Annotated in this window: 22 protein-coding genes and 1 riboswitch; of the genes, 10 read left to right on the forward strand and 12 right to left on the reverse strand. The window is 65.9% G+C overall.

Annotated features, from left to right (window positions below):
• Positions 1-204: 204 nt before the first annotated feature.
• Positions 205-1,365, forward strand: coding sequence for a porin (locus pbN1_RS18140; RefSeq protein WP_244857275.1), 1,161 nt, complete (start codon positions 205-207; stop codon positions 1,363-1,365).
• 193 nt (positions 1,366-1,558) lie between these two features.
• Positions 1,559-2,902: a cation:proton antiporter gene (locus tag pbN1_RS18145; protein ID WP_210147576.1), complete on the forward strand. Its 1,344-nt coding sequence runs from the start codon at positions 1,559-1,561 to the stop codon at positions 2,900-2,902.
• Between the two features lie 13 nt (positions 2,903-2,915).
• Here the strand turns inward: pbN1_RS18145 and pbN1_RS18150 are convergent, their stop codons facing one another.
• Genes pbN1_RS18150 through ettA form a run of 4 tightly spaced genes read right to left on the reverse strand, consistent with a single transcriptional unit; the run spans position 2,916 to position 6,472 of the window.
• The gene (locus pbN1_RS18150; protein ID WP_169203385.1) at positions 2,916-3,560 is read right to left on the reverse strand and encodes a class I SAM-dependent methyltransferase; all 645 of its coding nucleotides are present in this window, start codon (positions 3,558-3,560) and stop codon (positions 2,916-2,918) included.
• A 16-nt stretch (positions 3,561-3,576) separates the two neighbouring features.
• Complete coding sequence (locus pbN1_RS18155) at positions 3,577-3,774, reverse strand: hypothetical protein (protein ID WP_011239269.1); 198 nt, start codon at positions 3,772-3,774, stop codon at positions 3,577-3,579.
• A gap of 25 nt (positions 3,775-3,799) precedes the next feature.
• Complete coding sequence (locus tag pbN1_RS18160) at positions 3,800-4,780, reverse strand: MBL fold metallo-hydrolase (protein WP_169203384.1); 981 nt, start codon at positions 4,778-4,780, stop codon at positions 3,800-3,802.
• Between the two features lie 27 nt (positions 4,781-4,807).
• Positions 4,808-6,472 carry an energy-dependent translational throttle protein EttA gene (gene ettA / locus pbN1_RS18165; RefSeq protein WP_169203383.1) on the reverse strand — a complete coding sequence of 555 codons (1,665 nt, stop codon included), beginning with the start codon at positions 6,470-6,472 and terminating at the stop codon, positions 4,808-4,810.
• 181 nt (positions 6,473-6,653) lie between these two features.
• On the opposite strand from ettA, the gene pbN1_RS18170 reads away from it, so the two are divergent.
• Positions 6,654-8,594, forward strand: coding sequence for a CHASE domain-containing protein (locus tag pbN1_RS18170; protein ID WP_169203382.1), 1,941 nt, complete (start codon positions 6,654-6,656; stop codon positions 8,592-8,594).
• A 10-nt stretch (positions 8,595-8,604) separates the two neighbouring features.
• Here pbN1_RS18170 and pbN1_RS18175 read toward each other — a convergent pair whose 3' ends face one another.
• From pbN1_RS18175 to pbN1_RS18185, 3 genes are all read right to left on the reverse strand, one after another.
• Complete coding sequence (locus pbN1_RS18175) at positions 8,605-9,132, reverse strand: glycine cleavage system transcriptional repressor (RefSeq protein WP_169203381.1); 528 nt, start codon at positions 9,130-9,132, stop codon at positions 8,605-8,607.
• A 155-nt stretch (positions 9,133-9,287) separates the two neighbouring features.
• Positions 9,288-9,533, reverse strand: a complete 246-nt coding sequence (locus pbN1_RS18180; protein WP_244857014.1) for a biotin/lipoyl-containing protein — start codon at positions 9,531-9,533, stop codon at positions 9,288-9,290.
• 207 nt (positions 9,534-9,740) lie between these two features.
• Entirely contained in the window at positions 9,741-10,517 is a 777-nt protein-coding gene (locus pbN1_RS18185; protein WP_169120454.1) for a ferredoxin--NADP reductase, read from the reverse strand.
• A gap of 113 nt (positions 10,518-10,630) precedes the next feature.
• Here pbN1_RS18185 and pbN1_RS18190 point away from each other — a divergent pair, with 113 nt between their 5' ends.
• Positions 10,631-11,557, forward strand: coding sequence for a LysR family transcriptional regulator (locus pbN1_RS18190; protein ID WP_169203380.1), 927 nt, complete (start codon positions 10,631-10,633; stop codon positions 11,555-11,557).
• A 148-nt stretch (positions 11,558-11,705) separates the two neighbouring features.
• A complete protein-coding gene (locus pbN1_RS18195) occupies positions 11,706-12,710 on the forward strand; it encodes a ChaN family lipoprotein (protein WP_169203379.1) in 1,005 nt (334 codons plus the stop codon).
• Between the two features lie 93 nt (positions 12,711-12,803).
• Here the strand turns inward: pbN1_RS18195 and pbN1_RS18200 are convergent, their stop codons facing one another.
• A complete protein-coding gene (locus pbN1_RS18200; RefSeq protein WP_169203378.1) occupies positions 12,804-15,515 on the reverse strand; it encodes a glycosyltransferase in 2,712 nt (903 codons plus the stop codon).
• 318 nt (positions 15,516-15,833) lie between these two features.
• On the opposite strand from pbN1_RS18200, the gene pbN1_RS18205 reads away from it, so the two are divergent.
• The gene (locus pbN1_RS18205; RefSeq protein ID WP_169203388.1) at positions 15,834-16,217 is read left to right on the forward strand and encodes a hypothetical protein; all 384 of its coding nucleotides are present in this window, start codon (positions 15,834-15,836) and stop codon (positions 16,215-16,217) included.
• Here pbN1_RS18205 and pbN1_RS18210 read toward each other — a convergent pair.
• The 4 genes from pbN1_RS18210 to gcvT form a co-directional block, all read right to left on the reverse strand.
• The gene (locus pbN1_RS18210; RefSeq protein WP_169203377.1) at positions 16,122-17,744 is read right to left on the reverse strand and encodes a glycoside hydrolase family 17 protein; all 1,623 of its coding nucleotides are present in this window, start codon (positions 17,742-17,744) and stop codon (positions 16,122-16,124) included. The two genes, pbN1_RS18205 and pbN1_RS18210, sit on opposite strands and share 96 nt — an antisense overlap.
• Before the next feature lie 81 nt (positions 17,745-17,825).
• Complete coding sequence (gene gcvP, locus pbN1_RS18215) at positions 17,826-20,744, reverse strand: aminomethyl-transferring glycine dehydrogenase (protein ID WP_169203376.1); 2,919 nt, start codon at positions 20,742-20,744, stop codon at positions 17,826-17,828.
• 63 nt (positions 20,745-20,807) lie between these two features.
• Positions 20,808-21,194: a glycine cleavage system protein GcvH gene (gene gcvH, locus pbN1_RS18220; RefSeq protein ID WP_169120572.1), complete on the reverse strand. Its 387-nt coding sequence runs from the start codon at positions 21,192-21,194 to the stop codon at positions 20,808-20,810.
• A gap of 121 nt (positions 21,195-21,315) precedes the next feature.
• A complete protein-coding gene (gene gcvT / locus pbN1_RS18225) occupies positions 21,316-22,398 on the reverse strand; it encodes a glycine cleavage system aminomethyltransferase GcvT (RefSeq protein ID WP_169203375.1) in 1,083 nt (360 codons plus the stop codon).
• 197 nt (positions 22,399-22,595) lie between these two features.
• A riboswitch (glycine riboswitch) is annotated at positions 22,596-22,683 on the reverse strand.
• A 119-nt stretch (positions 22,684-22,802) separates the two neighbouring features.
• Here gcvT and pbN1_RS18230 point away from each other — a divergent pair.
• The 4 genes from pbN1_RS18230 (at position 22,803) to pbN1_RS18245 (ending at position 26,352) form a co-directional block, all read left to right on the forward strand.
• A complete protein-coding gene (locus pbN1_RS18230; protein ID WP_210147577.1) occupies positions 22,803-23,633 on the forward strand; it encodes a 3',5'-nucleoside bisphosphate phosphatase in 831 nt (276 codons plus the stop codon).
• A gap of 84 nt (positions 23,634-23,717) precedes the next feature.
• Positions 23,718-24,347, forward strand: a complete 630-nt coding sequence (locus tag pbN1_RS18235; protein ID WP_169120566.1) for an L-threonylcarbamoyladenylate synthase — start codon at positions 23,718-23,720, stop codon at positions 24,345-24,347.
• A gap of 133 nt (positions 24,348-24,480) precedes the next feature.
• Positions 24,481-25,140: a site-2 protease family protein gene (locus tag pbN1_RS18240; protein ID WP_169119303.1), complete on the forward strand. Its 660-nt coding sequence runs from the start codon at positions 24,481-24,483 to the stop codon at positions 25,138-25,140.
• A 9-nt stretch (positions 25,141-25,149) separates the two neighbouring features.
• Entirely contained in the window at positions 25,150-26,352 is a 1,203-nt protein-coding gene (locus tag pbN1_RS18245) for a tryptophan--tRNA ligase (protein ID WP_169119304.1), read from the forward strand.
• Positions 26,353-26,374: the final 22 nt, after the last annotated feature.

Consider the following 26,374-nt stretch of genomic DNA (forward strand, 5'->3'; position numbering starts at 1 on the left):
TGCGAAATGCAGTAAATGAACGCTAAAAACTCCTAAAAGCCATCAATTCAACAATCACAAGACACTTGGCCCAAGCCTTGCGAAGAGCATGCAGGCGCGCTTGAACGCGTGGCCGAAATGCGCCGGCTGCCGATAGGGGCGGACCGCGACATGAACAAGGCAAAGAACGAGGCCAAGGAGGAAACTATGAATACCGGATTGAAAATGGCAGCGTCGGGTCGCATCGTGCTCGTCACCGCAATGTGTGCGGCGGCCGTCGGGCAGGCGCAGGCGGTGAGCTTCACGCAAGGCGACGCGACGCTCGACATCAACGGCACGATCAACGGCTTCTATGCGCACCGCACGCAGGAAGTCGGCGACGTCAAGACGAAGGACTCGGCACTGACAAACGGCCTGCTGCCCGGCTGGATCAACTTCGTGTTCACGACCAAGGTCGAAGGTCTCGACATCAAGGCCCACGTCGGCTTCGCACCCGGGATCAACGACAAGTCCGACGTCGTCGGCCTGCCGAGCGACCCGTCCTGCGGCGGCGATCGCGGCTGCGACAGCCCGTTCTCGCAGATCGATACTCGTAACCTGTACTTCCAGTTCGGCTCGAGCGACTGGGGCACGGTGAAGCTCGGCCGCGACATCGGCCTGTTCGGCCAGAAAATCATCCTCGCCGACATGACGCTGCTCGGGGTCGGCGGCAACAGCTACGCCGCGACGCCGTTCAACACCACCTTCGGCATGATCGGCCACGGCTACATGTACACCGGCTTCCAGCCGCAGATCACCTACACGACGCCGACGATGGGCGGCTTTTCGGCGTCCGCCGGCATCTTCGACCCGAACCGCTTTGCCGGCGACGAGACCGAGGAACCGGGCTTCCAGGCGATGCTGAACTACGACTGGAAAGCGGGCGACACGACGAGCGGGTCGGTGTGGGCGGGCGGGGTCCACCAGACGACCAGCGGCGACGGCAGCTTCGATGCCAGGGGTCTCGAACTCGGCGCGAAGCTCGGATTCGGCAATTTCGAGGCGGTCGCGTACGGCTTCGACGGCAAGGGGCTGGGCCTGTCGACGGTCGGCGCATTGTTTTTCTCGCCGTTCGAGGAGACCAAGGGCAGGGGCTATTTCGTGCAGGGGACGTACAAGTTCGGCAAGACGAAGGTCGGCCTGAACTATGGCGAGAACCGCGACAAGGACGGGCTGCTGACGGAAACCAACAAGTTCCGCTCGGCGACGTTCGGCGTCTATCACAGCCTCAACAAGTACGTCACCCTGGTCGGCGAGTACAACCGCGAAAAAGGCACCGGCGCCGATCTCTTCCCCGGCGACCTGGAGACGCGCACGATTTCGCTCGGCGGCATCCTGTTCTTCTGATCGCGTAATTGCCCGCGCCCGGACGGGAAAGTTCCCGTCCGGGCGCGCCTTGCAGAGTGTTTTCCCGTAACAGCAGGAAACGGTAGCGCGGCTACCCGCTTATTCGTAGATACTTTCGCCTTCCAGAATAAATGCCCCGGACCGGGTGCGAGCGCCTGGCGGTTGGGCCAACGAGAAGGGAAGAGCATCTGCAATGGATAACGGACTGACCAATGCGCAATGGTTCCTGCTGGTCGGCGGGCTGCTGCTCGTCAGGGGCCTCACCTCGTCGATGATCCGGCGTCTGCCGGTGACAGCGGCGATCATCTATCTCGCCGTCGGCCTGATCGTGGGCCCGACGGTGCTGAACCTGTTCCACTTCAATCCGCTCAAGGAATCGGCGCTGCTCGAAGTCCTGACCGAAGCGGCGGTGCTGATCTCGCTCTATGCGGCGGGCGTCAAGATGCCGGTGCCGGTGAGCCTCGCGCGGTGGCGGGCGCCGATCCTGCTGGCATTCGCATCGATGGCCGTGACCGTGGGTCTGGTCGCGGCGTTCGGACATTACATACTCGGGCTGCCGCTGGGCGCAGCGGTGCTGCTCGGCGCGATCCTCGCTCCGACCGATCCGGTGCTCGCAACCGATGTGCAGACGCGCCACCCGGGCGACCGGGACCGGCTGCGCTTCACGCTGACCTGCGAGGCGGGGATGAATGACGGCAGCGCGTTTCCGTTCGTGATGCTCGGCCTCGGCTTGCTCGGTCTGCACGAGCTGGGCGAGTTCGGGCTGCGCTGGGCGCTCGTCGACGTGGTGTGGGCGACTGTAGCGGGGCTCGCGATCGGCGTCGCGTGCGGCATGACGATGGCGCATGTGGTGGATCGCCTGCGCCGCGCTGGCGCGGCCCACGGTCTGCTCGACGATTTTGTCGGCCTCGGGCTCATCGGCATCGTGTATGGCTTGAGCGTCATGACGAGCGCGTGGGGGTTCCTCGCGGTGTTCTTCGCCGCCGTCGCATTGCGGCAGACCGAACGCAAGCTCGCGGGTGGCGCGCCCGACAAGGCCGACCGGCTGCAGACGGGAGAGGGGGGTGTGCATGCTGCGCGGGTTCATGAGGCGCCGACCGTCAGCGAGGGGTCGCTGATCTTCAAGGAGCATCTCGAGCGCCTCTCCGAACTGCTGCTGATCCTGCTCATCGGCGGCACGCTGTTCGTCGATTCGTGGAGCTGGCGTGCGGTCGGGATGGCGCTGTTCCTGTTCCTCGTGGCGCGCCCGGTGAGCGTGATGATCGGCCTGATCGGCACGCGCACACCGTGGCGCATCCGCGGGCTGGCCGGCTGGTTCGGCGTGCGCGGCATCGGGTCGCTGTATTACCTGATGTACGCGATCCAGCACGGCCTGCCGAAAGATGTCGCGCTGGAGCTGATCCACATGACGCTGATCGTCGTGACGCTGTCGGTGATTTTCCACGGCACCAGCGTCAAGCCGTTGATGGAGCGTTTCTGGACAGGGGGACGGTCGGCAGCGCTCGACACGCACCGGCGCGGTGCCGGGGCCGGGTGATTCAGCAGGTGATTCAGGACTTGCGCCACACGGTCGCGAGCCACGGTTGCTGGTCGCGCGGCAGGCCGGGCGGCCGGTAGTAATGCTCGATCTCGGTGAAGCCCGCGGCGCCGACATGGGCGCGCCAGGCTTCGAGGTCGTGGAAACAGCCGTAGCGCTCGCCGTTGAAGCCTTCCTCGTTGTTGCCGCGCGGATTCGACGAGAACAGTACGCCACGCGGCTTCAGCGTGGCGTGCAGCTTGCGCAGCACCTCGGGCAGCACTGCGCTCGGGACGTGGAACAGCGAGGCGTTCGCGAACACGCCGTCGAAGCGGCCCGCGGGCAGATCCAGCGCGAGGAAGTCCTGGTGCAGCACTTCGCACGCCGAATAGGCCCGCGCCATCGCCACGAACTCCTTCGTGCCGTCGAGGCCGACGGCTTCGTGGCCGAGCAGACGCAGGCGCAGCAGATCGCGCCCCGGTCCGCAGCCGAAATCGAGGATCGAATACGGCGGCTCGCCTTCGATCGCGTTCAGCAGCGCAGCCAGGTTCTGGCTGACGTCGTGATCGCGCGTGCCCGACCAGTACGCTGCGGCGTTACGCTCGTAATGCGCGAGCGTCCGTGCCGTCGCCTGGGGCAGCGCGGGCGCGCTGCGAGAGGGCTTCTCCGGGTTGCTCATTGCCGCCGCTTCCGCCTCAACGATACTTCCGGTACACCGCCGCGGCGTCCTGGTGCGCGCGATCCAGCGTGCACAGCGACGGATCGTCGTCGTGCCCGCTGAAGAAATCGTCGGCTTGCGCGCGCATCGTCATGCGGATCGCCTCGTCGTCTTCGACGTCGTATTTCTCGGTGATCAGCGTCGTGACTTCGTCCAGGTGTTCTTCGTAGGTCATTTCGCGTTTCCCCTATCGGGCGACATCACTGCGAGGCCGGCGGCAACGGCGCGAACTCGGCCGGAATCCAGCTGTAGATGCCTTTGCCGTCGGCACGCACGTAGCCGATGCCGGGGAACGGCAGGTGCATGCCTGCGACCAGCGTCTTCGTCGCCGCCATCGAATACATCAGGCTCTTCCTCGTCGCCACCGCCTGCGCCTTGTCGACGTCGAACTCGAACGCGACCTCGGGCCGGGCGAACTGCACCGCGTGCGAATGTACGACATCGCCCCAGATCAGCAGCTTCTCACCATTGGACTCGACCGCGTACGCGGTGTGCCCGGGCGTGTGGCCATATGCCTTCACGGCGCGGATGCCGGGGACCACTTCGCTGCCTTCGGCGAAGGTTTTCCATTGCCCGCGGGCCTGGTAGGGCGCGGCGGCGTCGACGGCCATCTTGAAGAACGGCTGTATCTCGGCGGGCGCCTGCGTGGCCATTTGCTGTGACAGCCAGAAGTCGTTGTCGGTCTGCGCCACATGGATGGTCGCGTTCGGAAACACCATCTGGCCGGCGGAATCCCCGAGGCCGCCGATGTGGTCGCCATGCAGGTGCGTGACGATCACGGTGTCGACCTGGGCTGGATCGTAGCCGGCCGCGCGCATGTTGCCGACGATGTGGCCGAGCCCCGGCCCGAACAGCTTCGCGGCGCCGGCATCGACGAGCACCAGGTTGCTGCCGGTGTTGATCAGGTAGGCGTTCACCGCGGTCTGCATCTTCGGCCCCTCGACGAACATCCGCGACAGCAGCCGCTCGAGCTCCTGTTCCTTCACGTTCTTCAGCAGCTTCGAGTCGAGTTCGATCGCGCCGTCATAGAGCGCGGTGATCTCGAACTGCCCGAGCATCGTGCGGTAGTAGCCCGGCACCTGTGTCTTGACCATCGGCGCCTCGGCCTGCGCGGGCGCGACCGGCGCGAGGACGGCGAGCGTGCCGCAAAAAGCAAGCATCCACTTGAGGTTTTTTTTCATCTTGTATGGCTCCCGGTGATAAATCGTTCAGCGGCTGATCGGCTTGTAGCGGATGCGCTTCGGCTTCGCGCCTTCCTCGCCGAGGCGCTTCTTCTTGTCGTCTTCGTATTCCTGGTAGTTGCCGGCGAAGAACGTCCATTGCGAGTCGCCTTCGGCCGACAGGATGTGCGTGCAGATGCGGTCGAGGAACCAGCGGTCGTGGGAAATGACGAGCGCGCAGCCGGCGAATTCGAGCAGTGCGTCTTCGAGGGCGCGCAAGGTCTCGACGTCGAGGTCGTTGGACGGTTCGTCGAGCAGCAGCACGTTGCCGCCGGCGATCAGCGTCTTCGCGAGGTGGAGCCGCCCGCGCTCGCCGCCCGAGAGGTTGCCGACGATCTTCTGCTGGTCGCCGCCCTTGAAGTTGAAGCGGCCGATGTAGGCGCGGCTGGGCATTTCGAAGCGGCCGACGGTGAGCACGTCGGCGCCGTCCGAGATCGCTTCGAACACCGTCTTGTCGTTGGCGAGGCCTTCGCGGGTCTGGTCGACAGCGGCGATCTTGACGCTCGGGCCGACGACGACTTCGCCGGCGTCCGGCTTGTCACGGCCTTCGATCATCTTGAACAGCGTCGACTTGCCGGCGCCGTTAGGGCCGATGACGCCGACGATCGCGCCGGGCGGGATGCTGAAGCTGACGTTGTCCATCAGCAGCTTGTCGCCGAACGCTTTCGATACGTCGTTGAATTCGATGACCTTGCTGCCCAGGCGCTCGCCGGGCGGAATGAATATTTCCTGGGTCTCGTTGCGCTTCTGGTATTCGACGGTGGTCATTTCCTCGTAGCGCGCGAGTCGCGCCTTCGATTTGGCCTGGCGCGCCTTCGGGTTCGAGCGCGCCCATTCCAGTTCCGTCTTCATCGCCTTCTGGTGGGCGGCTTCCTGCTTGCTTTCCTGCGCCAGGCGCTCGCCTTTCTGCTCGAGCCAGCTCGAGTAGTTGCCTTTCCACGGGATGCCGTGGCCGCGGTCGAGTTCGAGGATCCATTCGGCTGCGTTGTCGAGGAAATAGCGGTCGTGCGTGACGGCGACGACGGTGCCGGGGAAGCGCGTCAGGAACTGTTCGAGCCACTCGACCGATTCGGCGTCCAAGTGGTTCGTCGGTTCGTCGAGCAGCAGCATGTCGGGGCGCGACAGCAGCAGCTTGCACAGCGCGACGCGGCGCTTCTCGCCGCCGGAGAGGTGGCCGATGACGGCATCCCACGGCGGCAGGCGCAGTGCGTCGGCAGCGATTTCCATCTGCGTCTCGATGTCGGCGCCGGCGGTCGCGAGGATGTTCTCGTACTTCGCCTGCTCTTCGGCGAGCTTGTCGAAGTCGGCGTCGGGTTCGGCGTACGCGGCGTAGATCGCGTCGAGCTTGTGGCGCGCTTCGAGGATTTCGCCGAGGCCGGATTCGACTTCTTCCTTCACCGTCTTCGCCGCGTCGAGCTGCGGTTCCTGCGGCAGGTAGCCGAGGCGGATGCCCGGCAGGTGCTGCACCTCGCCGTCGTATTCCTTGTCGACGCCGGCCATGATGCGCAGCACCGTGGACTTGCCGGAACCGTTCAGGCCGAGCAGGCCGATTTTCGCGCCGGGAAAGAACGAGAGAGAAATATCCTTGATGATCTGCCGTTTCGGCGGCACGATCTTGCTCACGCGGAGCATCGACATTACGTATTGGGCCATGGGCGTGGGTCCGGGCAAACAGGAATGGTAAGACCGCGAAGGATACCGCAAGGCCGTATCGCGTTGCTCCTCCGGCACAGCCCAGGCCCGACCTCGCGACGATGCGCAGATGAGCGTGTCTAATTTTCGAGGCTCCTTCGGCCGGAGCGCGGCCCGGTCGTGAACATGACGAGGAGCAAGCATGGCCGACGACCGCAGCATCGGGAGTGCCGGAAGCCGGCCAGGGCGCAGGCCCGGCCGGATTCTGACGATGACGCTGCTCGCCGCGGCGCTGGCGGTGCTCGCGACGTGGGTCGTATGGGTACAGCAATCCGAAGGCTATCGGCGCGACCTCGCCGCGCAGTTCGAGTCCAAAACTGGGGAAATCGCGGTGCGCATCCACGAGCGGTTTCTCGCATACCGCCTCGTGCTGCACGGTGGGCGCGGCCTGTTTGAGGTGATGGACACGGTCGATCGCCGGACATGGCATGAGTACGTCGACTCGCTGAAGCTGGGAGAGGACATCCCGGGCGTTCAGGGTCTCGGCTTCACGCTCTGGCTGGAGCCCGCGGAACTCGAGCGCCACATCGACGCGCTGCATACCGAGGGGGTCGACAGCTATCGTGTGTGGCCGGAAGGACCGCGCGGCGGTTATTCGAGCATCGTCATGCTCGAGCCGCTCGACTGGCGCAACCAGCGCGCCCTGGGCTACGACATGTACTCCGAACCGGTGCGCCGCGAGGCGATGGACCGCGCGCTGCGCACCGGCAGCGCTGCGATGTCGGGCAAGACCACCCTGGTCCAGGAAACGACCGCCGACGTCCAGGCGGGCGTGCTGATCTACACGCCGGTGTTCGTGAGAGGCATGCCGACCGCGAGCGAAGCCCAGCGGCGGCGGGCGCTGCACGGCTGGGTATATATGCCGTTCCGCATGACGAATCTGATGCAGGGCATGCTCGGACCCCATTCGGAAGGCGTGCGCCTGAGGGTCTTCGACCAGGATGAACGCCCGCAATCCCTGCTGTATGACAGCCACCCGGGCCGCGTCGCCGACGAGCAGCCGGAATTCGCGAGCGTCAAGCACCTCACGCTGGCCGGTCGCACGTGGCTGGTGAGGCTCGAGGCGCTGCCGGGTTATGCGTCGCGGTTCGATGTGCGGGGTGCCGAACTGACCGCGATCGGCATGGTCGGGTTGCTGTTCGTCATGACGACATGGTTTTTCGCGCTGACCCGCGAGCGCGCGAGGGCGCTCGCGCACACGACGGCGTCACTGCTGCGCAGCGAACGCCGGTACAGCACGCTTGTGAATGTGGCCCAGGAGGGGATTGCGGCCACCGACGCGGAATTTCGCCTGACTTTCGTGAACCCCAACCTCGCGGAGATCCTCGGACGAAGCGAAGCAGAATTGCTCGGCCGGCCGCTGGATGAATTGTGGCGAGGCGGCGAGGCGGAGAAGCGCGAACAGATCCTCGCGCGGCTGGGCAGGGGGCAGGGCAGGCGCTACGAGACGGACTTGGTGCGCGGCGACGGACGGCTGCTCACCGCGCTGGTGTCCGACGCTCCGCTCACCACCGGCGAGGGCCGGTTGAGGGGGGCGATCGTCGTGATGCTGGACATCACCGAACGCAAGGACGTCGAGCGCCGCATCGCCCATCTGGCGACGCACGACGTGCTGACCGGCATTCCGAACCGGCTGATGTTCAGCCAGCAGCTGACGCATGCGGTAGATCAGGCGAAGCGGTATGGCCACCGGTTCGCCCTGCTGTTCGTGGATCTCGACCGCTTCAAGCGCGTGAACGACGAATTTGGCCACCACGCCGGCGATCAGTTGCTGCGCGAAGCGGTCAGGCGGATGCAGCACGCAGTGCGCTCGAGCGACATGCTCGGGCGGCGCGGCGGGGACGAATTCGTCGTGCTGCTGCCGGAGATCGAGTCCGGCCACGACGCGGAGGTGGTCGCCGAGAAGATCCGCCTGGCGCTCGAGCGGCCTTTCGTTATCGACGGTGAAGAGGCCACCATCTCGTCGAGCATCGGCATCGCGCTGTATCCCGATCACGGCACCGACGAGGATGCGTTGATGCGGCATGCCGACGAGGCGATGTACCGCGCCAAGGGCGAAGGGCGAAACCGCGTCGGTTACTGACGCGGTGAGTTCAGCCGACCAGCTCGTCGAGGTTGATGTCGGCGATCAGGTCGTTCGAAAGACGCTCGAGATCGGCCTTGAGCGCGTCGGCATCGACATGCTCGCCGGCCTTCAGCTCCGCTTCGGCATGGAACAGCGTCTCCGACGACATCGGTGCGGTCGACGTGTGGGTGACGAGTTTTTCGACGTTGACGCCGTGGCGCGCGAACACCTGCGAGACTTCGCGAACGATGCCGATGCGGTCGTGCCCGACGAGGCTGAACGAGAGCCGGCGATGGCGGTGGGCTGTCTCGGCGGTGCTGTTCATCGAGCATTCCACCATCACGCGCAGCGCCGAGAGTTTCGCCAGCGCGGTTTCCAGCGCCTGCACCTGTTCGGGCGGCACGCTGATCTTGAGCAGGCCGGCGAACTTGCCCGCGAGCTGGGCCATCGACGATTCGAGCCAGTTGCCGTGATGGGCGGTGATGACCGACGAGAGCTCTTCGACGAGCCCGGGGCGATCGTCGCCGATCACCGTGAGAACGAGTAGTCTGGACACGAATGAACCTCCGTCGGATCGTGAGAAGGGGAATGGGAATGAGAAGGGGCTCTCCGCTGTGCGGGAGCCGCGTCCGGGAATTCTATCCTTCCGGGCGGGCGCCGCGCTCATGGCGCGGTCCGGAGCGGTTCCGTGCCGGCAATCGCCGCGCGGGTTCAGTCCACTTCGATCGTCGCGATGACTTCGCCCTCGTCGATCGGATCGCCTTCTTCGACGCGCACGTCGATAAGGATTCCGGAGTACGGGCTGGGAATGTCGAGAGCGACTTTGCCCGTTTCGAGCACGATCAGCGTCTCGTCCGTGCCGATTTTTTCGCCGTTGCGGACCAGCACGCTCTGGACGAACACTTCGCCGGTTCGGCATGAGCCGCAGCTGTCCCAGCATTCCGGATATTTCGGCATGCGGATTTCGACTATGCGGCCCAACGCCGGCTCCCCTTTTGGCGGGACGGCCACACGGCCGGCGGGCACGGCGTGGTGCGGGTGGCGAGGCCGCGCACCACGAACGTGAGGCAGCTGTCGCGCGAAACACGTGCGGCAGCTGACGGTCTGCAAGGCAGCATCAGGAGTTCCGGGTAGAGAAAGCGGAGAAGTCTACTCCTCCCGGCCTCACTTCTCGACGAAGGCGCGCTCGATCACGTAGTCGCCCGGCTCTCCGATATGGCGCGAGATCTTGAAGCCGCGCGCGTCGAGCATCGCGCAGCTGTCCTTGAGCATCGCCGGGCTGCCGCAGATCATCGCGCGATCGTGCTCCGGGTCGAGCGGCGGCAGGCCGATGTCCTCGAACAGCTTGCCGGTCTCGATGAGGTCCGTCAGCCGCCCCTGGTTGACGAACGGCTCGCGCGTGACGGTCGGGTAATAGATCAGCTTGTTGCGCGCGTCCTCGCCGAAGAACTCGTTGTCCGCGAGTTCCCTCGTGATGAAGTCGCGGTAGGCGAGTTCCGACACGGTGCGCACGCCATGGATCAGCACGACGTGCTCGAAGCGCTCATACGTATGCGGGTCCTGCATCAGGCTCAGGAATGGGGCGAGGCCGGTGCCGGTCGCGAGCATGTAGAGGCGCTTGCCCGGCTTGAGGTCGTGCAGCACGAGCGTCCCGGTCGGCTTCTTGCTGACGACGATCGGATCGCCTTCCTTGAGGTGCTGCAGCCGCGACGTGAGCGGCCCGTTCGGCACCTTGATGCTGAAGAACTCGAGATGCTCCTCGTAGTTCGGGCTCGCGATGCTGTAGGCGCGGGTCAGCGGCCGGCCGTCCACTTCGAGGCCTATCATCACGAACTGGCCGTTCTCGAAGCGCAGGCCGCGGTCACGCGTCGTGCGGAAGCTGAACAGCGAGTCGTTCCAGTGGTGGACACTCAGGACACGTTCGACAGCGAGATTGCTCATGGCCTTGCCTTTGAGTAAGTTGAAAGCCGGGTAGGTTGATCGATTGCAATTCTAGGATGGGCGTAATATCTGCTGGATGGGTAATTCAGATATTCGTTAGAGGCATTTTCGATATGCGCTATACCCTGCGGCAGCTCGCGATCTTTGTCGCCGTCGCGCGCAACGGCAGCATTTCACGCGCCGCCGAGAGCCTCTCGATGTCGCAGTCGGCGGCGAGCAGCGGACTCGCGGAGCTCGAGCGCCAGTTCGACGTGCAGCTGTTCGACCGCGTCGGCAAGTCCGTCCGCCTGAACGAGCTGGGCGAACGACTGCTGCCGCGCGCAGTGGAGTTCCTCGATCGCGCCGAGGACATCGAGGCGCTGCTGCGGGGGCAGACCGGCTACGGGACATTAGACATCGGTGCGACGCTGACGATCGGCAATTATCTTGCAACGCTGATCGTCGCCGAATTTCTCCAGCGTCACAGCGACAGTCGCATCCGTCTCGGCGTTCACAACACCGCGACGATCATCCAGCAGGTGGCGAGCTTTGAACTCGACCTGGGGCTGATCGAAGGCAAATGCCAGCACGCCGAACTCGAGGTCGTGCCGTGGCTCGAAGACGAGCTGGTGGTGTTCTGCGCGCCGACGCATCCGCTCGCCCGGCGCGCCAGCGCCGACGAGGAAGACCTGCTGGAGCAGCCGTGGATCCTACGCGAGATCGGTTCGGGAACGCGCGAGACGTTCGACCAGGCGATGCGCCACGTCGAAGGGCGGTTCGACGTGCGGCTCGAACTCGAGCACACCGAGGCGATCAAGCGCGCCGTCGAATCGGGCCTCGGCATCGGCTGCATTTCGCGGCTGGCGCTGCGCGAAGCGTTCCGCCGCGGCAGCCTGGTGCCGGTGGAGACGCCGTGGCTGGACCTGCGGCGGCGCTTCCATTTCCTGTGGCACCGGCAGAAGTTCCGCACGCCGGGGATGCAGGCTTTTCTCGAACTGTGTCGCGAGATGACCGCGGGCGCCCAGCGCAGCGACGAGATCGCGCTGAGTTACATTCGCTGACCGTGGTGCGCGGGACGTCGTGCCAAGGTGAAATCGGAACTTGCAGCAGCGTGAGCCTACCGGCCGCGCGGCAAGGGGCGCGACAAGCCGGACTCGTGCGTGCACCGATGAGGCCGGCACGGCGGGCGGCTGATCCGGAGGGACAGTGATGATTGGGGACCTGATTCGGCCGGCCTGGTGGGCGGCCATTCTAGCGGCGGTGCTCGTCGCGGGCATTCCGTCCGGTGTTGCCGCCCCGGCCGGGCCGCCCGGTGAGACACTTCATGCGGCCGGTGATGGCGCGGTGCTCGACTACGAAGCGCTCGCCAGGCGGATCGCTGCCGCTGATGTCATCTATCTCGGCGAACAGCACGGCAACCCGCATCATCATGCCGCGCAGCTGAAAATCGTGACCGACCTCGTCGCCGCCGGCCGTCGTCCGGCACTCGCGTTCGAGGTCGTCAGCGTCCCGCAGACCAGCGAGTTGATGAGCTTCGTGTTGCTGCCGCAGGTCCCCGCGCATGACACCGCCGCGGCGCTGCGACTGCGGGACGAACTCGGCTGGCAGGCCGGCACCGAGTGGCGCGACTACGGTCCGCTGCTCGAATTCGCGCGCGCCCATCGGCTGCGTGTCGCCGGGATCGATCTTCCGCAAAGCCTGCGCCGCCGCATCAGCCGCGTCGGCATCGACGGGCTCAACGCCGTCGAGCGCACCCAGTTTCCCGACAGCGGGCTGGTCGATCCGGCCTATCAGCAGCTGATGCACGAGCGGCTGAACGCGGCGCACTGCGGCTTCGCTTCGCCCGAGCTCGTGGCGCGCCTGTACGCGACCTGGCTTGCCCGCAACGACACGATGACGATGGCCGTGACCGCGCTCGCAGCCGAACAGCCCCTTGAGCCGGTGGTCGTGATTCTCGGACTGGGCCATGTCGAAAACAACATGGGAGTCTATGAACGGGTCGCGCAGCGTGCGCCGACCCTGCGTCAGCTCAATATCGGCTTCCGCGCCCGCTCCCCGGAACTGCGCATTGCGGATGAGCTCGCGCCGCTCGACCGCTTCGGCAAACAGTTTGCGGCGGCGCATGAGATCCTCTGGGTGACGCCGCCGGTGGCTGCAGACCGGCGGACGCCATGCGAGGGGCTGGAGCTGCGCATGAAGAAAATGGAGAAGTGATTCCGGCATCGCTCCCCTCGATACCGGAAATCAACCGCTTCGGCGCCTTACCCTCGCTGTGGCGAGAAGGTGTGACCGGGGTCCGGAGGCAGGTCAGCCGCGCGCACGCATTGCCTCGACGATGGGCGTCGTGCTCGACTCCGCGATCGGGGTGATGCTCGCCGAGGGCTTGGTTTCCGGCGCTGGCTCGACCACCGTTGCAGGGCGTTCGGGCATGTACGAGGCGACCTGACAGGCGATCGCGGCGAGGTAGGGGATGCACTGCAGCGCGAGGATGCCGACCCACAGCTGCGCTTCGAGATCCTGCGCGCCGCGCAACCAGACCAGCACCACCGAGCCGAGGATCAGCGCGAGCAGCAGTCCGATTTCCTCGCGGATCGGCGAGAAGAACGCGAGCGTGCCCTTGTCCTTCCAGCCCTTGGGCGTGCGGACGAATTCCCCGCGTCGCTTGACGAGGCCCGCGAACACCCCGCGGGCGATCGCATGCGCCATGCCGACCGACAGGATCGACGCGCCGAGGATGTCCTTCCAGGGCGCATCCATCGTGCGCCGGTACAGGATCGGACCGAGGCCGCCCTTGAACGCCATGAAGGCGAGGATCGGCAGCGCGAGCGCCGACACCGGCAGGCCGAACTCCTGGGGCATGTACAGCATGCCGATCGTCCACGCGAGGCTCGCGAACACGAATACGAGCTGCAGCGCGTCGCCGAGCCAGGCGAACCATCCGGTGAGGAAATGGTAGCGTTGCGCGATGTTCAGCCGGCTCGGGCCGATCATCGCCGGCAGGTGATGCTTGAGGATCTGCATCGCGCCGAAGGCCCAGCGGAAGCGCTGGCTCTTGATCGCGGCGAAGTCCGACGGCGTCAGGCCGCGGCCGAGGATGTGATCGACGTAGCGGGTGTCGTAGCCTTTTTCGATCAGGCGCAGGCCGAGTTCGGTGTCTTCGCAGATGCACCATTCGGACCAGCCGCCGACTTCCTCGAGCGCGAGGCGGCGCACCAGCGTCATCGTGCCGTGCTGGATCAGCGCGTTGCGCTCGTTGCGGTGATGCATGCCGATACGGAAGAAGCCGTCGAACTCCCAGTTGCACATGCGGCGGAACGGCTGGGTTTCCCAGTCGCGATGCGCCTGCGGCGCCTGCACGACGGCGACGTCGGCGGCATCGAAGTGGGGGATCAGGCAGGACAGCCAGTCAGGCGAGACGACGTAGTCCGCGTCGACAACGCCGACGACTTCGGCGCGCGGGTCGGTTTGCTTGAGGCCGAAGTTCAGCGCCCCGGCCTTGAATCCCGGCCAGTTCTCGAGGTGGAAGAAGCGGAAGCGCGGGCCGAGTTCCGCGCAACGCGCTTCGAGCGGCTTCCACAGCGCCTCGTCCTTCGTGTTGTTGTCGAGTACCAGGACCTCGAAATTGCCGTAGTTCATCGCCGCCAGGCTGTCGATCGTCGCGATCACCATCTCCGGCGGCTCGTTACAGCAGGCCAGATGGATCGACACGAAGGGTTCGCGTTCGGTGGCGAGCGGCGTAAGGGGCAGGAAGCGGCGCTTCCAGCGTCGCTTGAAGAGCACCTCGCCGAATTCGAAACCATGCGACAGCAGCACTGCGATCGTCAGCACCGTCGCGCCGATCAGCATCGCGAGCCCGACCAGGTCGCGCTGCGTCAGGTAGTAATCGGCTGGCACGTTCGCGCCAATCACCAGCGTCACCGCACAGGCCTGGATCAGCGCCGAGAGCCATAGCCGCCCGAGGATGCTCCAGTCACGCAGCAGGAAGCAGATCAGGAACATCGGCACGAGCGCGATCAACGCGGCCATCCGTGCCTTCTCGTGCCAGCGGATATCCTGCACGACGAGGCCTTCGAGCGGGAACTTCGCCTGGCGCTCGGCGTTGAACATGCCCCAGTAGGCGCCGGCCCAGCCTTCCAACTGAATCTTCCATGGCTGGTCGATCGCTTCCATGATGAAGTAGTCGAGCGTCGGGCTGCGCGGATGGGCGAGGAACTCGCGGATGAAGCGCGCCTCGTTTTCGACCGACGGCACGGAGGTCGTTTCCTCCGCGCCGAAACTGTTCATGACCGGTCCGCGGCTCGGCCAGCCGACTTCGCCGATGACGATCTTCTTCTTTGGAAACGCTTTCGCCAGCTCGTCGTAGCGCATCAATACGTATTCGACAGCGGATTCGACCGGCACCCCTTCGTGGTAGGGCAGCAGGTGGACGGTGATGAAATCGACGCTTTTCGCCAGTTCCGGATGCTTCAGCCAGACGTGCCACGGCTCGGCCGTCGACACCGGGACCTTCAGCCGTCGCAGAGCCTTGCGTACTTTGTCGAGATAGGCGGAAAGCTCGGCGACGCTCAGGTCGCCGCGCAGCAGCACTTCGTTGCCGACCACCACGCGCTCGATGTGCCGCAGCTCGCGCACCGACTCGACCAGCGCATCGATCTCGCGCTCGTTCGCTTCCGGGTCCGGCGACAGCCATGCGCCGGCCGTCACGGTCAGCTTGCGTTCGCCCGCCAGCCGGGCGATCGCCGGCACTTCGGTGCTGCCATAGGTGCGGATGCGTTCGCCCGTCTGCGCGAGCAGGTCGAGGTCCGCGGCAATTTCGGCTTCGTTCGGATAAGTCCCCTTGAGCGGGCTCTGGTCACGCTGGAAAGGGCTGTAGGCATAGCCGCGGATGCTGTTGCCGGCGCCGATGAACTCGGTGCCGCGGTTCCACCGCTCCGCGAAGAGGTATTGGGCGCCGGCGACCAGGCTGGCAAGAATCAACGCTACGATCAGACGGTAAATCAGCGAAGCGGCGTATTTCATTAAAATCGGGGTCCCCTCAGGGGGTTGATCGATCGCCGCGGGCCGTCATTCCTCGTGATGCTTCGGAATTGCGGTTTGATGCAGCGCAAAAATCAATCCTGGCCGGGCTTGTGACACAATTCACCAGCTCGACCGCAACTGATGCGGCGCGAAGTTTATTCGTTTTTTCAGTTGCTTAGCAAAGTTTCCCTGTGTGCAATTTGCAACAGGAAGTAGGTCTGCAGGCGGACGCTTGATTTGTAAGGAAAAAGGGAGTTGAGGGAAAATAATTTGCGTCAATACGATCGAAGCCGTATTTCTCTGGCCGCCGCGAGCGCTGTGCTTCTCGCGGCAGTGCTCGGTGTGCGGTACGGATTGCTCGAAGCGGGTGCGTTCCCGCTCGACTGCGGCGGGTCGCTCGCCGAAGGGCTCGGCGCGTGGTGCGCGGCAAAGTGGCTGCTGGTGCAGTCCTTCGTTCATCAGCGCCTGGGCTGGCTGAGCCTTGCGTGCGGCGTTGCGGCCTTCGTGCTGCGCCATCGCCCGCTCGCGTGGGGGGGGTGGCTCAGCGGCCTGGCGGGGCTGGTGCTGTACAGCTTCGACCCGTCCGCGGTCGGCGCGCTGCTGTCGCTACTGGTCCTCGCACGCGGCCCGCAGCGTCGGCGCGGCGAGGAGGAGGCCGGTGACGAGCCAGGCGACGGCCTGCGGGTTCAGCGGCTCGGATAGCCAGCGGCCGACGACGGACACCACGATCACCGCTGCGCACAGCCGCTCTTCGGTCGCGTGGCGGCTGTTCGTGAACCACCCGACGACGCCGAGAGTCAGCGCCGGCACGATGAACAGCAGCGACGGGAAGTCCCGGTAGCGCGGATCGACGAACAGCAGCAATGCGCCGACCGCCGCGGCGAACAGCAGCACGATGCGCAGCAGTCCGAGGCGCGTCGACGCATCGAGCAACGCAAGGCGAGCTCGCTGCCACGCCGTCCATGCTGACGCGCCCGAACGTATCCCGCCATCCGGAGACCAGCGGGCGAGGGTCAGAGGCACCAGCATGCCGACGGCGAAGACGAGGCCGAGCAGCATCCATTCGAGTCCGTCCCGATACGCGAGCCGCGCGTGTTCCCAGTGCAGAACGGCGACTGCGCCTGCCACCGCCCCCATCGCGGCGACGGCGGCGAGTTGCAGCGGCGTGCGCCTCTTCGAGCGCCCCCCCGCGGCGAGAGCGAGGCACAGCAGCACGCCGAGTCCGGCGCCGAGCGCCGGCGTGACGAAGGTGTCGCGTTCGGCTACCGGTCCGGCGAGCGGAAACTTCGGTGCCAGGTTGACATCGAGCACACCCCAGTAGCCGCCGACGGTGCCTTCGAGGCGGCGCTTCCACGGCTGGTCGATGGCCTCGATGAGGTTGTAGTCCCAGCCCTCGTCATGCGCGCGGTGGATGAATTCGCGGATGTAGCGGGCCTGATTGACCGGTGACGGCAGCGACGCTTCGCGCTGGCGCCCGGCGCTCGGCCAGCCGGTTTCGCCGATCATCACCGGCTTGTCGAAGTGTCCGCGGACCTCTTCGAAAACCGTGCCGACATGCGCGACGGCATGCTCGATCGCCACCGGGTCGTCTTCCCAGAATGGCAGGATGTGCACCGTCACGCGGTCGACGGCGCCGGCGAGGCTCGGATGCCTGAGCCAGAATTCCCACACGTCCGCATACGTCACCGGCACTTCGGTGCGGGCGGCGGCGTACGCGATCAGCTCCCGCAGCTCGTCCTCGGTGCGCTCGCGGCGCAGCAGCACCTCGTTGCCGACGATCAGCATGCGCACGACGTCGGCATTGTCATTGGCGATGCGGATCGCGCGGTCGAGCTCGATCGCGCTGCGCTTGCGGTCGGCGCTGATCCACGCGCCGAGCAGCACCCCGAGGCCGAGTTCGCGCGCGACGTCCGGCACCTGCTCCAGCCCCTGGGCGACCGAATAGAGGCGCACGCATTCGGTCAGGCGCGACAGCGCGGTGAGATCGGCGACGATCTGCACGCGCGAAATCATCAGCGTCTCGTCGTACGGCGTCTGGCCGGGAAGGTGGTAAGGCGCATAGGACACGCACTTCAGCCGTTCGCCGTCTGCCAGTTGCAGGTCATGCATCGGGACGGGCTGCATCTGGCGCGCGATCAGCACGCCGAGGCCCGCCAGCGCCGCGATGTGAACGAGCAGCAGGGCGAGCCAGGGAACGGTGGACCAGCGTGGTGGGCGAAAGTCGGGCATGGCTATGGTGAAACGTCGGGTCGATGCACGCAAAAAAGCCACGCCTGGATTGGCGTGGCTTCCCGGCGAAGCGGGGCGATTCTAGCTCGCGTAGTCCTCTACCGGCACGCAGGCGCAGAAAAGATTGCGGTCGCCATAGACATCGTCGATGCGGTTGACGCTCGGCCAGAACTTGTTTTCGGCGACCCACGGCAGCGGGAAAACAGCCTGTTCGCGGCTGTACGGGCGGCTCCATTGCGCGCCGTCGGCTGCGATGAAATCCGCCTGCGTGTGCGGCGCGTTCTTCAGCGGGTTGTCGTCCGCCGGCCACGCGCCGTTCTCGACTTCGCGGATCTCGTTGCGGATCGCGATCATCGCCGCGATGAAGCGATCGAGCTCGCCGAGATCCTCGGATTCGGTCGGTTCGATCATGATCGTGCCGGCCACCGGGAACGACATTGTCGGCGCGTGGAAGCCGTAATCCATCAGCCGCTTGGCGATGTCGACCTCGCTGATGCCGGTATTCGCCTTGATCGGGCGGATGTCGAGGATGCACTCGTGCGCGACGCGGCCCTGCGAACCGGTGTAGAGCACCGGGTAATGCTCGGCGAGGCGGTTCGCGACGTAGTTCGCGTTGAGGATCGCGACCTCGGTGGCGCGCTTGAGTCCGGTGCCGCCCATCATCGCGATGTACATCCACGAGATCGGCAGGATGCTCGCCGAGCCGAATGGCGCCGCGCTCACCGCACCCTGGCCCGGGTTCGGGCGCGTCTCGTCGCCGGTCGCCGCGACGACGTGGTCGGCCATGAACGGGGCAAGGTGCGCGGCGAGCCCGATCGGCCCCATGCCCGGTCCGCCGCCGCCGTGCGGGATGCAGAAGGTCTTGTGCAGGTTCATGTGGCTGACGTCGGCGCCGATCGTCGCGGGCGAAGTCAGGCCCACCTGCGCGTTGAGGTTCGCGCCGTCCATGTACACCTGGCCGCCGTGGCGATGCACTGTGGCACAAATCTCGCGGATCGATTCCTCGAACGCGCCGTGGGTCGACGGGTACGTGATCATCAGCGCGGCGAGCCGGTCGGCATGCTGGGCGACCTTCGCTTCGAGATCGGCGAGGTCCACGTTGCCGCGTTCGTCGCACGCGACGACGACCACTTCCATGCCACACATCTGCGCAGTCGCCGGGTTCGTGCCGTGCGCCGACTTCGGGATCAGGCACACGCGGCGATGCGCGTCGCCGCGGCTGTCGTGGTAGCGGCGGATCGCGACGAGGCCGGCATATTCGCCCTGCGCACCGGAGTTCGGCTGCATCGAGATCGCGGTGAAACCGGTGATCGCTTTCAGGTAGCCGGCGAGGCCGTCGATCATCTCGAGATAGCCGCGGGCCTGTTCGCGCGGTGCGAACGGATGCAGGTTCGCGAACTCCGGCCACGTGACCGGGATCATTTCGCTCGTTGCGTTGAGCTTCATCGTGCACGAGCCGAGCGAGATCATCGAATGGTCGAGCGCGAGATCGCGGTTCTGCAGCTTCTTGAGATAGCGCAGCATCTCGTGCTCGGTGTGATGCGTGTTGAACACCGCGTGCGTGAGGATTGCGTCGTCGCGCAGCAGCACCGCGGGAATGGCGCCGCCCGCGGCACTAACTTTCGCATCGAGGGCGCCAAGCTCGGCCGTCGTACCGAAGAGGCGCAGCAGCGTCGCAACGTCGTCGCCCGTCGTCGTCTCATCGACCGACAGCCCCAGCACCATGTCCGACACCGGCCGCAGGTTGAAACCGGCAGCGTCGCAGGCGGCGAGGAGGGCGGCCGTGCGTGCGCCGGTCTCGACCTGCAGCGTGTCGAAGAACGCGCCGGCCGGCACGTTGAAGCCGGCTTCGCGCAGCCCTTGCGCAAGAATCGCGGCGAGCCGGTGGATGCGTGCCGCGATCGTGCGCAAGCCCCGCGGGCCGTGATAGACGGCGTAGAAGCCCGACATGTTCGCGAGCAGCACCTGCGACGTGCAGATGTTGGAATTCGCCTTCTCGCGGCGGATGTGCTGTTCGCGCGTCTGCAGCGCCATGCGCAGCGCCGTCTTGCCGCGCGTGTCCTTCGACACGCCGATGATGCGCCCCGGCATCGCGCGCACGTTCGCTTCGCGCGTCGCGAAGAACGCCGCGTGCGGACCACCGAAGCCCATCGGCACGCCGAAGCGCTGCGCCGAACCGAGCGCGATGTCGGCGCCCATCGCGCCGGGCGACTTCAGCAGCACCAGCGCCATCAGGTCGGAGGCGACCGCGACGACAGCGCCCTTCGCCTTCAGTGCAGCGATCGTGCCGCTGAGGTCGACGACCTCGCCGCGCTCGTTCGGATACTGCAGCAGCGCGCCGAAGGCGTCCGCGTTCGCGGCGTCCTGCGCCGGGCCGAACTTCAGCTCGAAGCCGAAGAACCCGGCTCGCGTGCGCACCACGTCGATCGTCTGCGGGAAGCAGCCTTCATCGACGTAGAAGACGTTCGACTTCGACTTGGCTACGCGCCGCGCCATCGTCATCGCCTCGGCCGCCGCCGTCGCCTCGTCGAGCAGCGACGCATTCGCGAGCTCCAGACCGGTCAGGTCGATGACCATCTGCTGGTAGTTCAGCAGCGCTTCGAGCCGGCCCTGCGCGATCTCGGCCTGGTACGGTGTGTAGGCGGTGTACCAGCCTGGGTTTTCCATGACGTTGCGCAGGATCACCGCCGGCGTATGGGTGCCGTAGTAGCCCATGCCGATCAGCGATTTCCTCGCGACGTTCTTCGCCGCGATCGCGCGCAGGTCCGCGAGGGCCTCGTGCTCGGGCTTCGGCCCCTCGAGTGGCAGCGGCGCGGCGAGCCGGATCGCCGGCGGCACGGTCTGGTCGATCAGCGTATCGAGGTCGGGCGCCCCCACGGCGGCAAGCATCGTGGCGATTTCGGTCGCGTTGGGACCGATGTGGCGGCCGATGAACGCGTCGCGTTGCTCGAGCTGGGCGAGCGGCGCGTTCAGGGGCGAAGCAGGGGAAGCATTCGGCATGGCAGTGACTCGGCAGGATTTCCGGGCCGGCGAACCGGTCCGGGGAAGATGTGGCGGGTGGGGTCAGGCGTTCGCGATCTCGGCCTGGTAGCCCTGGGTGTCGAGCAGCGCCGCGACGTCGCCGGCGTTGGCCGGCTTGAGCTTGAACAGCCACGCCGCGTAGGCGTCCGCATTGACCGACTCCGGCGCGTCGACGGCGTCCTGGTTCGATGCGATGACTTCGCCATCGACCGGCGCGTAGATGTCGGAAGCCGCCTTGACCGATTCGATGACGGCGCAGGCCTCGCCGGCTGCCACTTGCCGACCGGCTTCCGGCAGTTCGAGGAAAACCACGTCGCCGAGCGCTTCCTGCGCGTGGTCGGTGACGCCGATCGTCAGTGAGCCGTCGGCTTCGACGCGGATCCATTCGTGGGACTTGGTGTATTTCAGCTCGGCGGGAACGTTGCTCATGGTGGGCTCCGGAGGAAAAACGTGACAACCGGACGATGCCGTCCGGTTTCGGGTTTGGGAGGTGGCGAAAGTGCCGTTACGAAAAAAGTCAGTTGGACGACGCGTCGGTCGATCGGCGCAATCAGACCAGCGCCTTGCCGTTGCGCACGAACGGCAGCTTGACCGTGCGGGCCTTCAGGCGACGACCGCGGATGTCGACTTCGACCACCCCGCCCGGCTCGACGCCGAGCGGCAGGCGGGCGAAGGCGATCGATTTTTCGAGCGACGGCGAGAAACTGCCGCTGGTGGTCTCGCCTTCGCCGGCGGCGGTGAATACCGTCATGTGCGCGCGCAACACGCCCTTGTCCTCGAGGATCAGGCCGAGCACCTTGCGGCGGGCAGGGTTCGCGACGAGCGCGGCGCGACCGACGAAATCGCGCGATTCATCTTTCAGGTCGACGGTCCAGGCGAGGCCGGCGTCGAGCGGCGAGACCGTCTCGTCCATGTCCTGCCCGTACAGGTTCATGCCGGCTTCGAGGCGCAACGTGTCGCGTGCGCCGAGCCCGCAGGGCTTGACGCCCGCCGCGGCAAGCGCGTTCCAGACTGCTTCGGCGCGCGCGGCCGGCAGCGTGATTTCGAAACCGTCCTCGCCGGTATAGCCGGTGCGCGCGATCAGCACGTCGCCGATGCGGGCGGCCGAAAACGGCTTCAGGCCTTCGCTTGCGGCGCGCATGTCGGGCAGCGCCGCCCAGGTCTTGTCGCGCGCGTTCGGCCCCTGCACTGCGATCATCGCCAGGTCGCGGCGGCTCTCGAGCGTGACGTTCGCGCCGCTTGCCGCGATGCGCTGGCGCATCCAGGCGACGTCCTTGTCGGCAGTGCCGGCATTGACGACGATGCGGTATGAAGTCGGGGAGAAGTAATAGACGATCAGGTCGTCGATGACGCCGCCGTCGGGATTGAGCATGCAGCTGTACAGCGCCTTGCCCGGCTCGTGCAGCTTGGTCACGTCGTTCGCGAGCAGGCCGCGCAGCCACGTCGTCGCGTCCGGGCCGTCGAGGTCGAGGCCGAGCATGTGCGAGACATCGAACATTCCCGCGTCGCGGCGCACGACATGGTGTTCCTCGATCTGCGAGCCGTAGTTCACCGGCATGTCCCAGGCGGCGAAATCGACCATGCGGGCGCCGGCGGCGACATGAACGGCGTGAAGAGGGGTGTGTTTTGCCACGGGAGGCTCCTTGGGTGACACCGGTTCGGTTACGAAGGTCGAAATGCAAAACGGGGCGAGGCCCGTCCAGGCGAGCGTCGCCCCATCTGTCCTTTGTACCTGAGAGATTCCGGCCGACGCCGGGTGCCCCTTCGGTGGATGCGCCGGTCGGGAACGTTTCGACGTTTCCCGGGCCCGCATCGCTCTCCAGAGTTGTGTTCTGTCGGCGGTCCTTTTGCCTGAGCGATTCCTGGGGGGTTACGCCTTCGGCGACTCTCGGGGAGAGTGCTCTCCCGCGCGACCGGCGGACGATAGCATTCAGGGACCGGAACTGGCAACGGGCAGCAGGGCCTGTTTGCTATCATCGCGGATCCTCGCGGACTTGCCGCTGTCCGATGACCAGAACCTGCCCGAGAAGGATAGCGATGAACGCCGATCTGCACTGCCACTCCACGATGTCCGACGGCTGGCTCACGCCCGCGGAGGTCGTGCGGCGCGCGTCGGCCAATGGGGTGACGCTGTTGGCGCTGACCGATCACGACGAGGTCGGCGGTCTCGACGAGGCCATCGCGACCGCGGCCGAAGTCGGGATAAGGCTGGTGCCGGGTGTCGAGATATCAGTTTCCTTCAGCGGCGAGACGGTGCACGTGGTCGGCCTGGGGGTTGATCATCGTCATCCCCGACTGCTTGCCGGACTCGCCGAAGTGCGGGCCGGCCGGGACGGGCGGGCGGTGCGCATCGGCGCGGCGCTGGAAGCGGCAGGGATCCACGGGGCGCTCGGAGGCGCGCGAAAATTCGCCCGTAACCCGGCGCTCGTGAGCCGCGCGCATTTCGCGCGCCACCTCGTCGCGAGCGGCCTGATGCCCGACGTCAGCACGGTGTTCCGCCACTATCTCGCGCGCGGTAAGCCGGGGTACGTCGAGCACGAATGGGCAACGCTCGAAGACGCGGTGGACTGGATCCACGCCGCGGGCGGCATCGCGGTCATCGCCCACCCGGCGCGCTACCGCTTTGCCGAGGCCGAACTCGAGGCCCTGTTCGACCGCTTCGCGGCATGCGGTGGCGAAGCGGTCGAAGTGGTGTCCGGAGCGCATAGCGACGCGGAAGTGCTCAGGTTCGCGAGTGTTGCCCGTCGCCGCAAGCTGCTCGCGTCGCGCGCTTCCGATTTCCACGGCGAAAAGGAAAGCCCGGTCGATCTCGGGCGCTGTTCGCCGCTGCCGCCGGATCTCGTGCCGGTATGGTCGCGACTGGAATGAAGGTGGGGATGAAATCCGGCCGGGTCAGTCCCGCGCGCTCCCCGGCAATCAAAATCGAAAAAATCAAGATCAAGAAAAAACAGAATGGCTCAATATTTCGTACTTCATCCCGAGCAGCCTCAACCCCGGCTGATTCGCCAGGCGGCCGAAATCATGCGATCCGGCGGCCTGGTGGCGTTTCCGACCGATTCCGCATATGCGCTGGGTGGCCTGACCGGTGACGCGAGCGTGCTGCTGCGCATCCGCAAGATCCGCGGGGTGGATGAACGGCACCATTTCACGCTGATGTGCCGCGACCTCTCGGAAATCGCCACTTATGCGCGGGTCGATAACATGCAGTACCGCTTGCTGAAGGCAACGACTCCCGGCCCCTACACGTTCATCCTCGAGGGCACGAAGGAGCTGCCGCGGCGGGTTCTGCACCCGAAGCGCAAGACGATCGGTCTGAGAGTCCCCGACCATCCGGTGGTCGCCGCGCTGCTCGCCGAACTGGACGAGCCGATCCTGACTTCGACGCTGCTGCTGCCGGGCGAGGATCTGCCGTTGACCGACGCGGAGGAAATCCGCGACCGCATGGAAAAACAGGTGGAACTCGTCATCGAAGCCGGCTTCTGCGGGCCGGAGGTAACGACCATCATCGACCTGACCTCAGGCGTTCCGGTGCTCGTCCGGGCGGGGAAGGGCGATCCGTCACCGTTCGGTCTCGAAGCATAGTGCCCGATCACGCCCACCCACCCCTTTACCCGCCACACCCTCCGGAATCCCGGACTTCGCCTGTCGTCGGGCACGGCGATGAAGGGGGCGCGGTCGCGCTCTGCTAGAATGCGCCGTTTTACACCGTGACGTCATGGATTCGCTGATCTCCACCATTGCCATCTGGGCGCTGCCGGTGCTGCTTGCGATCACCCTCCACGAGGCGGCGCACGGATACGTGGCGAGGCATTTCGGCGATCCGACCGCGGATCTGGCCGGTCGCATCACGCTGAACCCGTTCAAGCATATCGATCCGATCGGCACGATCCTCGTCCCCGGGGCGATCCTGACGCTCAGCAGCCTGTTCGGCGGCGGAGGCGTGCTGTTCGGCTGGGCCAAGCCGGTGCCGGTGGATTTCAGCCGCCTGCGCCAGCCCAAGGCGGACATGCTGTGGGTCGCGGCGGCGGGACCGTTCGTGAATTTCATGATGGCGATCGGTTGGGCAGTGCTGTTCAAGGTCGCCCTGAGCATGCCGCACAGTGTCTACACGATACCGATGATGAAGATGGCCGACGCGGGCATGCAGATCAACGCGGTGCTGATGCTGCTGAACCTGCTGCCCATTCCGCCGCTGGACGGGGGCCGGATCGCGGTGAGCCTGCTGCCGCACCGGCTGGCGTGGAAATATTCGCGGATCGAGCCGTACGGCTTTCCGATCCTTCTCGTGCTGCTGTTCACCGGGGTGCTCGGACAGTTGCTGTGGCCGATGATGGCCGCCTTCCGGCTCCTTCTTGCGACGCTTTTTGGATTTTAATTACCGATCATGTACGCAGAACGTGTTCTTTCAGGCATGCGCCCGACCGGGCGACTCCATCTCGGCCATTACCACGGCGTGCTCAAGAACTGGGTCAAGCTGCAGGCGGAATACCCGTGCCTGTTCTTCGTCGCCGACTGGCATGCGCTGACGACCGCCTATGACAGCCCGCAGATTATCGCGGACAGCGTCTGGGACATGCTGGTCGACTGGCTCGCGGCCGGTGTCGATCCGCAGAAGGCGACGTTCTTCATCCAGTCCAAAGTGCCCGCGCACGCGGAACTCCACCTGCTGATGTCGATGTTCTGCCCGCTCGGCTGGCTCGAGCGCGTGCCGACATACAAGGATCAGCAGGAAAAACTCGAGCACAAGGACTTGTCGACTTACGGCTTCCTCGGCTATCCGCTGCTGATGTCGGCTGACATCCTGCTCTACCGCGCCGACAAGGTGCCGGTCGGCGAAGACCAGCTGCCGCACGTCGAGTTCACGCGCGAGATCGCGCGGCGCTTCAATCATCTGTATGGGCGCGAGCCGGGGTTCGAGGACAACGCGAAGGAGGCGATGAAGAAGCTCGGTGCGAAGGGCGCGCGGCTGTTCGACGAGTTGCGCACGCGCTTCCAGCAGGACGGGGACGCGGCCGCGCGCGATCAGGGCAGGCTGCTGATCGAGGACGCGAAGAGCCTCGGCCACGTCGATCGCGAACGGCTGCACGGTTATCTCGAGGGGACCGGCAAGATGGTGCTCGTCGAACCCGGCGCACTGCTGACCGAAGCCGCACGCATGCCCGGCCTTGACGGCCAGAAAATGTCGAAGAGCTACGGCAACACGATTTTCCTGCGCGAGGAGGCCGACTCGATCTCGAAGAAGATCCGCACGATGCAGACCGATCCGGCGCGTGTGCGCCGAACCGACCCGGGCGACCCTGACAAGTGCCCGGTGTGGCAGTTCCACCTGATCTATTCGGACGACGGCGTGCGGGCGTGGGTGCAGGACGGCTGTCGCAGCGCGGGCATCGGCTGCCTCGAGTGCAAGCAGCCGGTCATCGACGCGATCCTGAAGGAGCAGGCCGAGATGCGCGAGCGCGCCCAGCCCTACGTCGAGGATCCGGCCCTGCTGCGCCGGATCATGGCCGAGGGCTGCGAGCGTGCGAGCGAGCTTGCCGAGGAGACGATGCGCGACGTCCGCGCGGCAATGGGGCTTTCGTACTCCTGAGTCGCCCCGCCAGCGGCGCGGC

It is taken from the genome of Aromatoleum bremense (genome assembly GCF_017894365.1).
Lineage (GTDB): Bacteria > Pseudomonadota > Gammaproteobacteria > Burkholderiales > Rhodocyclaceae > Aromatoleum > Aromatoleum bremense.